Below are 11,658 nucleotides of genomic sequence, written 5' to 3' on the forward strand. Positions count from 1 at the left end.
GAAATCGAATGTTACGCCGCTTTGCCGATCCCTGCCGAGGCCACTCATGTCATCCGACCAGACCAGTCGCACCACGACGACCGAACGCCTTTCCACGAAGACGGTGCGCGCACTGCCGGCTTCGATCGCGACACCTGCGTATGATCGCAGCCGCGTCGTCCCGGGCATCGTGCACCTTGGTGTCGGCGCCTTCCACCGCGCCCATCAGGCAGCCTATGTCGACGATTGCCTGGCGGCAGGCGACGCGGATTGGGGCATAACAGGCGTTTCGCTGCGCAGCACCGACACGCGCGACGCTCTCACGCCGCAGGACGGGCTCTACGCGCTGGCGATCAGAAGCAGTGGAACCGAAAGGCTTCAGGTCATCGGTTCGATCGGTGTGATGCTGGTGGCGCCGGAGGATCCCAGGGCGGTGCTGGTCGCGCTGACCGATCCGCGCACCCGCATCGTCACGCTGACGATCACTGAAAAGGCCTATCTGAGGGCGGCAGGCGGCGGATTGGACGCCGCACATCCCGATATCGCCCATGATCTGGCCAATCCCCGGATGCCGAAGACAGCGCATGGTTTTCTGACCGAGGCGCTTGCCCGGCGACGCGCCGCCGGCACGCCGCCCTTCACTGTCCTGTGTTGCGACAATTTGCCGGCCAACGGCGCCACGCTGCACCGGCTGTTGGTCGAATTCGCCCAGTTGCGAGATGCCGGGCTCGCGCAATCGAGCGATGTCGGAATTGCCGACCACATCGCACAACAAGTCGCGTTTCCCTCCAGCATGGTCGATCGCATCGTGCCCGCAACCACTGACGCCGATCGGGCGCGGATCGCTGAAGAACTCGGCGTCGAGGATGCCTGGCCCGTGATGACCGAGCCGTTTTGTCAGTGGGTGGTCGAAGATAAGTTCCCGACTGGCCGGCCCGCGTGGGAACAATTCGGCGTCACCATGGTTCGCGATGTCGGCCCGTTCGAGGACATGAAGCTCAGGCTGCTCAACGGCTCGCATTCGGCCATCGCCTATCTTGGCCTGCTCAGCGGTCATGCCACCGTCGACCGCGCCTTCGCCGACCCGGCGATCCGGCAATTCGTTGATGCATTGTGGGCCGAAGCCATCCCGACCCTGCCCGAGGATGCCGGATTGGACACGAGCGCCTATACTGCGGAGCTCGCGGAGCGTTTTTCCAACACTGCACTTGCCCATCGCACGGCGCAGATCGCCAATGACGGCAGCCAGAAACTGCCGCAGCGCATCGTCGCCTCCGCCATCGAATGCCTCGAAGCCGGTACTGAATTGGTCCATCTAACCCTGGTGGTGGCTGCCTGGATCGCCGCTTGCGCCGCGCGAGGAAAAACCTTGCCGGCGGGACATTTCACCGATCCGCTCGACGCGGCGCTGACGGCACTTTTGAGCGAGCAGCTGCCGGCCAACGAAACCGTGACCGCGGTGTTCGACCTGGCCGGCTTCGCCAGGGACCATGCCGAGCGGCAGACGTTGATCGAACTCGTGGCTGTCCATCTCGTCCACCTGCGGCGCGATGGTCCGGTTCTGGCCTTCGCCGCGCTCGGCATACAGAGCGAGCAGGCCTGAGCTACGGCCTCGCGGTTATGATGTCGGCGGGACAGCGCCCCTAGGCGCGAAGGATCGCGACAGAACGCCCGTCCTGCGCGCTACCAATGGCATGAATTCCAGAGTCTGCCCTCAGGCCTTACGCCGGCAGGATGGCGCCTTCCAGCGTGGTGAGCTGGCTAAGGAACTGTTCCGCCTTGCTGCGAGCCTCGTCGTCCTTGGCATCAGTGGCGTCTTCCTTGGCTTCCTGGATGCGGCGCGCGAGATCGGCGCGGTCGACATCCTTCACCGCGACAGCCGATTCCGCCAGCAGCGTGCAGCCGGCCGGAACGATGTCGGCGAAGCCGCCGAACACCACATAGCGCTCTTCGCCGCCCGCCGCGGTCTTCACCGTGACGACGCCCGGCTTGATCGTGGTCATGACCGGAGCGTGATGCGCCATGACGGTCATCTCGCCTTCGGCGCCGGGAATGACGACGGATTCGACCTGCTCGGAAACGAGCAGACGCTCCGGCGAGACCAGTTCGAACTTGAAAGCTTCAGCCATGATCAATTTAGTGAGTAGGGAATAGGAACTAGGCAGTAGTAAGTGGCCCTAACCGGTCCACATTACGCAGCTGCTATTCCCCACTCACTACTGACTACTCCCTATTCCCTAAATTAAGCCGCTTCAGCCGCGAGGCGCTGTGCCTTCTCGACCGCTTCCTCGATGCCGCCGACCATGTAGAAGGCAGCTTCCGGAAGGTGATCGTAGTCGCCGTTGCAGAGGCCCTTGAAGCCCTTGATGGTGTCGGCGAGGTCGACCAGCTTGCCCGGCGCGCCGGTGAACACTTCGGCGACGAAGAACGGCTGCGACAGGAAGCGCTCGATCTTGCGGGCGCGGGCCACGGTTTGCTTGTCCTCTTCCGACAGCTCGTCCATGCCCAGGATGGCGATGATGTCCTGCAGCGACTTGTAGCGCTGGAGGATCGACTGCACCTGGCGCGCGACGCCATAATGCTCGTCGCCGACGACCAGCGGGTCGAGCATGCGCGAGGTCGAATCCAGCGGATCGACGGCCGGATAGATGCCCTTTTCGGCGATGGCGCGGTTGAGCGTCGTCGTCGCGTCAAGGTGGGCGAACGAGGTCGCCGGCGCCGGATCGGTCAAGTCGTCGGCGGGCACATAGATGGCCTGCACGGACGTGATCGAGCCCTTGGTCGTGGTGGTGATGCGTTCCTGCAGCGCGCCCATGTCGGTGGCGAGCGTCGGCTGATAGCCCACGGCCGAAGGAATACGGCCGAGCAGAGCCGACACTTCCGAACCGGCCTGCGTGAAGCGGAAGATGTTGTCGACGAAGAACAGCACGTCCTGGCCCTGGTCGCGGAAATATTCGGCAACCGTCAGGCCGGTCAGGCCGACGCGGGCGCGCGCGCCCGGCGGCTCGTTCATTTGGCCGTAGACGAGTGCGGCCTTGGAGCCTTCGCCGCCGCCCTTCTTGTTGACGCCGGATTCGATGAACTCGTGATAGAGATCGTTGCCTTCGCGGGTGCGCTCGCCGACGCCGGCGAACACCGAATAGCCGCCATGCGCCTTGGCGATGTTGTTGATCAGTTCCTGGATCAGCACGGTCTTGCCGACGCCGGCGCCGCCGAACAGGCCGATCTTGCCGCCCTTGGCGTAGGGCGCCAGCAGGTCGAGCACCTTGATGCCGGTGATCAGGATCTGCGCTTCCGTCGACTGCTCGACATAGGTCGGAGCCGGCTGGTGGATGGAGCGCATTTCGGTCGCGTCGACCGGGCCTTCTTCGTCGACCGGCTCGCCGATGACGTTGATGATGCGGCCGAGCATGCCCGGGCCGACCGGCACGGTGATCGGCGCGCCGGTGTCACGCACTTCCTGGCCGCGAACCAGACCTTCGGTCGAGTCCATGGCGATGCAGCGCACTGTGTTTTCACCCAGATGCTGGGCGACTTCGAGCACCAGGCGATTGCCGACATTGGTCGTCTCGAGCGCGTTCAGGATCGCCGGCAGGTGATCGCCGAACTGCACGTCGACAACGGCGCCGATGACCTGGCGGACCTTGCCGGCAACGCCGGTTGCCTTGCTGGCCACTGCCAATGTCTTGGCAGCGGCGGCCTTCGCCGGTGCTGCCGCCTTGGCCGGGGCTGCTGGAGCCTTTGCCGCCTTCACGGGGGCTGCGGTTTTCGCGGCTGCGGCCTTGGGGGCTGCCGTCTTGGATGTCGCCTTCTGGGGGGTCGCTGCTTTCGCCATCGTCTTTACCCTTTTTCGTCCTTTGTTTCTCACGCGGTCCAGTCGCGGGTCGATGACCCGCGAACCACGCCTAGAGCGCCTCGGCGCCCGAAATGATTTCGATCAGTTCCTTGGTGATCTGCGCCTGCCGCTGGCGGTTATAGGTGATCGACAGCTTGTTGATCATGTCGCCGGCGTTGCGCGTCGCATTGTCCATGGCGCTCATCTTGGCGCCCATTTCGCCGGCCACATTTTCGAGCAGCGCCCGGAAAACCTGCACGGAGATGTTGCGCGGAATGAGGTCGGAGAGGATTTCGCCCGGCTCCGGCTCATATTCGTAGACGGCGTTGCCGCCATCGATCGCCTCGGCAGGAGCCGAAGCAACGCCGGCCGGAATGATCTGCTGCGCGGTCGGGATCTGGCTGATCACCGACTTGAACTGCGAATAGAACAGCGTGCAGATGTCGAAGCCGCCCTCATTGAAGAGGTGGATGACCTTCTTGGCGATCGCATCGGCATTGACGAAGCCGAGTGTCTTGACCTCGCGCAGATCGACGCGGTCGATGATCATCGACGCATAGTCGCGGCGCAGGATGTCGAAACCCTTCTTGCCGACGCAGATGATCTTGACCTGCTTGCCGTCCGCCAAAAGCTTGCGGATATGGTCGCGGGCAAGGCGGGCGATCTGCGAATTGAAGCCGCCGCACAGGCCGCGCTCGGCGGTGCAGACGACGAGCAGATGCACGTCATCCTTGCCGGTGCCGGTCATCAGCGCCGGGGCATCGCCGCCGCCGCCGATGGCCTGGGTGATGTTGGCCAGCACGGAACCCATGCGCTCCGAATAGGGGCGCGCCGCTTCCGCAGCCTCTTGCGCACGGCGCAGCTTCGCCGCGGCGACCATCTGCATCGCCTTGGTGATCTTCTGCGTCGCCTTGACCGAGGCGATACGGTTACGAAGGTCTTTTAATGAAGGCATGCTTCAAACCTGATCCCGTCTTGCAATTCGCTCAGGCGAAGGTCTTGGCGAAAGCGTCGATCTCGGCCTTCAGCTTGGCGCGCAGATCGTCCGACAGCGCCTTTTCCTTGCGGATGGCATCGAGGACGTCCTTGCCGGCCGAACGCATGTGGCTGAGCAGGCCATGCTCGAACTTGCCGACCTGGTTGACCGGCAGCTTGTCGAGATAGCCGTTGACGCCGGCGAAGATCACCGCGACCTGCTCTTCCGTCTTCAGCGGCGAGAACTGCGGCTGCTTCAGGAGTTCGGTCAGGCGCGATCCGCGGTTGAGCAGGCGCTGCGTGGCGGCGTCGAGATCGGAGCCGAACTGCGCGAAGGCCGCCATTTCGCGGTACTGCGCGAGCTCGCCCTTGATCGAGCCGGCAACCTGCTTCATCGCCTTGATCTGCGCGGCCGAGCCGACGCGGCTGACCGACAGGCCGACGTTCACCGCAGGACGGATGCCCTGGAAGAACAGGTTGGTTTCGAGGAATATCTGGCCGTCGGTGATCGAGATCACGTTGGTCGGGATGTAGGCCGACACGTCGTTGGCCTGCGTCTCGATGATCGGCAGCGCGGTCAGCGAACCACCGCCCAGATCGTCGTTGAGCTTGGCGGCGCGCTCGAGCAGGCGCGAGTGCAGGTAGAAGACGTCGCCCGGATAGGCTTCGCGGCCCGGCGGGCGGCGCAGCAGCAGCGACATCTGGCGATAGGCGACGGCCTGCTTCGACAGATCGTCATAGCTGATCAGCGCGTGCATGCCATTGTCGCGGAAGTATTCGCCCATGGTGGCGCCGGCGAACGGCGCCAGGAACTGCATCGGTGCCGGATCGGAAGCGGTGGCGGCGACGATGATCGAGTATTCGAGCGCGCCGCGCTCTTCCAGCACCTTGACGAACTGCGCGACGGTCGAGCGCTTCTGGCCGACGGCGACATAGACGCAGTAGAGCTTTTCCTTCTCGGGGCCGTTGTCGTGCACCGACTTCTGGTTGAGCATCGTGTCGAGGATGATGGCGGTCTTGCCGGTCTGGCGATCGCCGATGACCAGCTCGCGCTGGCCGCGACCGACCGGGATCAACGCATCGATGGCCTTGAGGCCGGTCGACATCGGCTCGTTCACCGACTTGCGCGGGATGATGCCGGGCGCCTTGACGTCGACGCGCTTGCGCTCGACTGCCTTGATCGGACCCTTGCCGTCGATCGGATTGCCGAGCGCATCGACAACGCGGCCGAGCAGGCCGGGGCCGACGGGGACGTCGACGATCGCGCCGGTGCGCTTGACGATATCGCCTTCCTTGATGTCGCGGTCGGCGCCGAAGATGACGACGCCGACATTGTCGGCTTCGAGGTTGAGCGCCATGCCGCGGATGCCGCCGGGGAATTCGACCATTTCGCCGGCCTGGACATTGTCGAGGCCGTAGACACGGGCGATACCGTCACCGACGGACAGCACCTGTCCGACTTCGGAGACCTCGGCCTCCTTGCCGAAATTCTTGATCTGGTCTTTCAGAATTGCGGAAATTTCCGCGGCGCGGATGTCCATCAGCCGACCTCTTTCAGTGCAAGCTTGAGCGAATTGAGTTTGGTTTTGAGCGACGTATCGATCTGGCGCGAGCCCATCTTGACCACCAGCCCGCCGAGCAGCGACGGATCGACGGTGACGGAGATGGCCACGTCCTTGCCGGCAACGCTCTTCAGCGCCGCCTTGAGTTCGGTCTGCTGGGCAGCCGTCAGCTCGTGCGCCGACGTCACTTCAGCAGCGGTCTCGCCACGATGTTCGGCTGATATCTGGCGGAACGCCCTGATCATGCCGGGAATGGCGAACAGCCGGCGGTTGCGGGCGACGACGCGCAGGAAATTGCCAGTGAGGCCGGCAATCCCCGCCTTGTCGGCAATCGCCGCAATGGCCTTCGCCTGGTCCTCGCTGGAGAACACCGGGCTATTGATCAGCCGGGTGAGATCAGCGCTGCCCGCGAGCATGGCTTCGAAACTGTTGAGGTCGGCTTCGACCTTGGCCACGGAATTTGCCTGCAGGGCGAGTTCGAACAGCGAACCCGCATAGCGTTCTGCGACACCTGAGATTGGCGATGACGATTGAGCCACGGACCGTCTTTTCTCTTGTCTGACAGGCCGTAGATTGTTGGCGCGAGCAAAAACTCTGGCTAAATCTTTGACCTTACTGCATTTTTTCGAGCACGGAGGCGCGGCTTCCGCTATCCCCGGCCGAAAGTCGATTGCCGTCTAGCACAGGCATTTTAAGACCGCAATGCGTCGTTCCGCATGGTTTTCAGGCACTATTGTCGCATCCGGGGAAAGTCACCCGTCTTCCATCGCGGAATACCCAACGATTCAAGGCAGAAAGCCGAAGGCAAAGGCGAGCGGCAACGCCGCCAGGACCAATTCCAGCACAATGGAAACCCAATTGAAAGGCGTGTTGGCGCCATCAGACATCATCGACAGCAGCCGGCCGAAGGCGGTGAACAACCAGGAAAAGCCGAGCGCCATGTAGATCAGCGGCTGCGCCAGCAGGATACAGCACAGGCCGACACCGAGATAAAAGCCCGACATCCTGCCGCGCCCCTCGGCGATCGCGGCAGCCTTCTCTGGCTTGACCTGCAAGCGCAGGGCACGGAAGGCGAGACCAGGTGCCAGAAAAAACAAAAGACCGAGCAGCACGGTGAAGACGGCGCTCGACCAGGCCAGCCATTCGCCCTGGCTCGTCGGCCATGGAAGCGCAAAATCCATCTCGTCCCCTCGAAATGCCTGTTTTGAAATTCCGGGCATTCTAGCGAAGGAAAGAAAGGACGCCAGATGGAGTCCGGCAATTTGCGGAAGCCTGTCAGCCCAGCGTGAATTCGACCGCCGCCTCGGCATGGATGCGCGTTGTGTCGAAGACCGGAACGTCGAAGTCCTGCTGGCCGATGAGCATGGTGATCTCGGTGCAGCCCATGATGACGCTGTCGGCCGCCTCTTCGCGGCGCAGGCGCTCGGTCTCGGCTATGTAAGCCGCCTTTGAAGTCTCCTTGACGATGCCTTGGCACAGTTCCTCATAGATGACACGATGGACCATGTCGCGCCCGGCCGCATCCGGCACCACAGGGCTCAATCCAAATCTGTCGGCGAGCCGGCCCTTGTAGAAGTCCTGCTCCATGGTGAAGCGCGTCGCCAGCAGCGCCGGCCGCTGCATGCCGGCGCGCTTGACCGCCACCGCCGTGGCGTCGGCGATGTGGATCAGCGGGATCGACACCGACGCCTGCACCTCATCGGCCAGCCTGTGCATGGTGTTGGTGCACAAAAGCAGACCTTCCGCGCCGCCGGCCTCGAGTTTGCGCGCTGCTTCGACGAGAAGCACGCCGGCGCCGTCCCAGTCGCCGTGATGCTGCCGCTCGGCGATCTCTGCAAAATCGAAGGACCACAGCAGGAGTTTGGCAGAATGCAAGCCGCCCAGCCGCTCGCGCACGATCTCGTTGAGCAGGCGATAGTAGATGGCGGTCGATTCCCAGCTCATGCCGCCCAGAAGGCCGAGGGTTTTCATAAGGGCTGCTCCTTTTCCTGGGCGATCCGCGATACTATAAACACATGAGAGCATAAGGAGGTCGCAGTGAAAACCGTTCAGCTTCAGCAGGCCAAGGCGACACTCTCGGCAATTGTGGAGGCTGCGGGAAACGGCGAGCCAACCATCATAAAAAAAATGGCAGGCCGGCTGCCATGATCGTCCCGGTCGATGAAGGGCGAAAGCTCTATTCGCAAGACAGTCGGAGAAATTTGGCTGATTGGTTACTTCGGTATCCTGGCGGCATTGAATTTGAGCGAAACGAATCGCCGTCACGAGACGTCGAGTTTTGAGCCGCCCGACGTACCTATTTGAATCCACTTACCAAGCGCCCGGCAGCCATCGCCTCTACAAAAAGCTCTGCGGATCAATATCGACCTGCACCCTGACCGAACCGCGCTGTTTTGGCCCGTTGGCCAGCATGGCCCTGATAAAACCTTGCATATCGGCGCGCCGCTCGCCCTGGATCAGCAGGCGGAAGCGATGGCGGCCGCCGAGCAGTGACAGCGGCGCCTCCGCCGGGCCGAGCACGAACAAATCCGTCGCCTCGGGCGCGGCGCGGCGCAGGCCACGTGCATGGCCTTCGGCTTCAGCCCGCGTCACCGCACTAACGATGACGCCTGCGAGCCGGCCGAAGGGCGGCAGTGCGGCCCGTTCGCGCTCGGCGATCTCACGTTCGTAAAACGCCTCGGCGTCGCCCGAGACGATCGCCCGCATCACCGGGTGGTCGGGCTGAAAAGTCTGCAGCAGGCCAAGGCTCTTCTTGCCGGTGCGGCCGGCGCGGCCGGTGACCTGGCTGAGCAGCTGAAATGTGCGCTCGGCGGCGCGCGGATCGCCATTGGCAAGGCCAAGATCGGCATCGACGACGCCGACCAGGGTCATGTTGGGAAAGTTGTGGCCCTTGGCGACGAGCTGCGTGCCGATGACGATGTCGGCCTCGCCATCGGCGATTGCCTCCAGCTCCAGCCGCAGACGCCTTACGCCGCCCATCAGGTCCGACGACAAGACGATGGTGCGCGCGTCGGGAAAATGCGTAACGACCTCTTCGGCGATCCGCTCGACACCTGGCCCGCAGGCGACCAGATGATCGAGCGTGCCGCATTCCGGGCAGGCTTCGGGGCGGCGCTCATTGTGCCCGCAATGATGGCAGACCAGCTGGCCGCGAAAACGATGCTCGACCAGCCAGGCCGAGCAGACCGGGCAGCCGAAGCGGTGGCCGCAGACCCGGCACAGCGTCAGCGGCGCATAGCCGCGCCGGTTGAGGAACAGCAGCGACTGCTCCTGCCTCTCCAGCGTCTGGCGCATCTGGTCGAGCAGCACCGGCGACAGGAAACCGCCACGCGCCGGCGGCGCGCGCCGCATGTCGACCGCCTTCAGATGCGGAAGCGCCGCCTCGGCGAAGCGAGCGGAAAGCACCGCTCTGTTGTATTTACCTTGGCTGGCATTGACCCGGCTTTCAACCGATGGCGTCGCCGACGCCAGCACGACCGGAAAGCTGCCGATATGGCCGCGCACCACCGCCATATCGCGCGCATTGTAGAAGACGCGGTCCTCCTGCTTGTAGGCAGGGTCGTGCTCCTCGTCGACGACGATCAGGCCAAGCTCCTTGAACGGCAGGAACAGCGCCGAACGCGCACCGGCGACGACCCGCACGCCGCCTTCCGCCACTTGCCGCCAAACCCGCTCGCGCATCCGCGGCGGCAGGTCGGAATGCCATTCACCCGGCTTGGCGCCGAAGCGCTGCTGGAAGCGCTCGAGAAAGGCATGCGTCAGCGCGATTTCCGGCAGCAGGATCAGCACCTGCCTGCCCTGGTCGAGCGCAGCCGCCACCGCTTCGAAATAAACCTCCGTCTTACCTGATCCGGTGACGCCGTCGAGCAGCGCGACGTTGAACACGCCGGCTGCGACATTGGCGCGCAGCATCTGCGCCGCGGCGCTCTGGTCCGGCATCAGTTCCGGTGTGGCGTAGCCGGGATCGGGCGCGGCCACCACCGGGCGCGGCGGGATCATCACGGTCTCGAACACGCCTTGCGCCCTCAGGCCGTCGATCACCGTCGACGACACGCCGGCGGCGTGAGCGAGGCCGGAGCGCGTCCAGGCAAGGCCGCCTTCGGCCGTCTCCAGCACGCGCTGCCTGGCGCTCGTCATCCGGTCGGGTGCGAGAAGCGTGCGCTGCAATCCCTCGATCCACGGTTCGGGGTCGAAAGCCTCCGGCGCCCTGAGCAGCATGCGCGCCACCATGCCCGGCGGCGACAGCGTGTATTGCGCCACCCAGTCGACGAAGCGGCGCATCGCGCGGTCGATCGGCGGGCAGTCGAAAACCTGTTCGATGGGGCGCAGCTTTTTCGCGTCGACCTTCTCGACCGCGCCATCCCAGACGATGCCGGCGACCTGGCGCGGCCCAAGCGGCACGCGCACGATCGAGCCCGGCACCACGCGCATGCCGGCCGGCACGGCATAGGTGTAGGGGCGTTCGGCGGGCATCGGCACCAGCACCGGTGCGGCTGCGACAAAGGGCGAATCTTCGATCATGAGGCGTGACCTTGCCCTGACTTTGGTCTAGATCAAAGGCCGACCCCGAATGTGCATGACATGCACATGAAAATCTTCAGGAGACCCGCCATGAAATTTTTTGTCGACACCGCCGACGTCAAGGATATCCGTGAGCTGAACGACCTGGGGCTGCTCGACGGCGTCACCACCAATCCGTCGCTGATCCTCAAATCCGGCGGCAAGATCGCCGACGTCACCAAAGAGATTTGCGATATCGTCAAGGGTCCGGTCTCGGCTGAAGTCACCGCCACCGAATATTCCGAGATGATGCAGCAGGCCAAGGTTCTGGCCAAGATCGCCGACAATGTCTGCATCAAGGTGCCGCTGACGCTGGACGGGCTCAAGGCCTGCAAGACGATCCGCACCGAGATGAACCGCCTGGTCAACGTCACGCTGTGCTTTTCGGCCAACCAGGCGCTGCTGGCGGCCAAGGCCGGTGCCTCGTTCATCTCGCCCTTCGTCGGCCGCGTCGACGACATCGGCATCGACGGCATGGAGCTGATCCAGGAGATCAGGCAGATCTACGACAATTACGATTTCCAGACCGAGATCCTGGTCGCTTCGGTGCGCACCGTGAACCATGTCAAGCAGGCGGCGCTCATCGGCGCCGATGTCGTGACCGCGCCGCCGGCGACCCTGAAGGCACTGGTCAAGCACCCGCTGACCGATAAGGGCCTGGAACAGTTCCTTGCCGACTGGGCAAAAACCGGCCAGAAGATCGGCTGAGAATGGCGATCGGCTGAAGCCAATTCGCTTGTGATGAAA

Annotated in this window: 10 protein-coding genes; 2 read left to right on the top strand and 8 right to left on the bottom strand. The window is 63.8% G+C overall.

Features of this window, described 5'->3' with window-relative positions; translation table 11 throughout:
• The first annotated feature begins 46 nt into the window (after positions 1–46).
• Positions 47–1,582 carry a mannitol dehydrogenase family protein gene (locus NKH97_RS28585; protein ID WP_352799232.1) on the top strand — a complete coding sequence of 512 codons (1,536 nt, stop codon included), beginning with the start codon at positions 47–49 and terminating at the stop codon, positions 1,580–1,582.
• 118 nt (positions 1,583–1,700) lie between these two features.
• Here the strand turns inward: NKH97_RS28585 and NKH97_RS28590 are convergent, their stop codons facing one another.
• The 8 genes from NKH97_RS28590 to NKH97_RS28630 form a co-directional block, all read right to left on the bottom strand.
• Positions 1,701–2,108: a F0F1 ATP synthase subunit epsilon gene (locus tag NKH97_RS28590; protein ID WP_013529039.1), complete on the bottom strand. Its 408-nt coding sequence runs from the start codon at positions 2,106–2,108 to the stop codon at positions 1,701–1,703.
• Between the two features lie 113 nt (positions 2,109–2,221).
• Positions 2,222–3,814, bottom strand: coding sequence for a F0F1 ATP synthase subunit beta (atpD, locus tag NKH97_RS28595; protein ID WP_352799234.1), 1,593 nt, complete (start codon positions 3,812–3,814; stop codon positions 2,222–2,224).
• Between the two features lie 70 nt (positions 3,815–3,884).
• A complete protein-coding gene (locus NKH97_RS28600; RefSeq protein ID WP_127261419.1) occupies positions 3,885–4,769 on the bottom strand; it encodes a F0F1 ATP synthase subunit gamma in 885 nt (294 codons plus the stop codon).
• Positions 4,770–4,800: 31 nt separating this feature from the next.
• A complete protein-coding gene (atpA, locus tag NKH97_RS28605; protein WP_023811756.1) occupies positions 4,801–6,330 on the bottom strand; it encodes a F0F1 ATP synthase subunit alpha in 1,530 nt (509 codons plus the stop codon).
• Entirely contained in the window at positions 6,330–6,890 is a 561-nt protein-coding gene (locus NKH97_RS28610; RefSeq protein WP_023762496.1) for a F0F1 ATP synthase subunit delta, read from the bottom strand. Before NKH97_RS28610 ends, atpA begins: the two co-directional genes overlap by 1 nt.
• 246 nt (positions 6,891–7,136) lie before the next feature.
• Positions 7,137–7,532, bottom strand: a complete 396-nt coding sequence (locus NKH97_RS28615; RefSeq protein ID WP_013529034.1) for an AGROH133_08824 family phage infection protein — start codon at positions 7,530–7,532, stop codon at positions 7,137–7,139.
• Between the two features lie 94 nt (positions 7,533–7,626).
• A complete protein-coding gene (locus NKH97_RS28620) occupies positions 7,627–8,322 on the bottom strand; it encodes an aspartate/glutamate racemase family protein (RefSeq protein ID WP_023811754.1) in 696 nt (231 codons plus the stop codon).
• A gap of 366 nt (positions 8,323–8,688) precedes the next feature.
• On the bottom strand, positions 8,689–10,872 hold the full coding sequence (locus NKH97_RS28630) for a primosomal protein N' (RefSeq protein ID WP_352799238.1): 2,184 nt from the start codon (positions 10,870–10,872) through the stop codon (positions 8,689–8,691).
• Between the two features lie 90 nt (positions 10,873–10,962).
• Here NKH97_RS28630 and fsa point away from each other — a divergent pair, with 90 nt between their 5' ends.
• Positions 10,963–11,619: a fructose-6-phosphate aldolase gene (gene fsa / locus NKH97_RS28635; RefSeq protein WP_127270489.1), complete on the top strand. Its 657-nt coding sequence runs from the start codon at positions 10,963–10,965 to the stop codon at positions 11,617–11,619.
• The last annotated feature ends 39 nt before the right edge of the window (positions 11,620–11,658 follow it).

Origin of the sequence: Mesorhizobium sp. M0870 (assembly GCF_040319775.1) — a bacterium.
Taxonomy (GTDB): Bacteria; Pseudomonadota; Alphaproteobacteria; order Rhizobiales; family Rhizobiaceae; genus Mesorhizobium.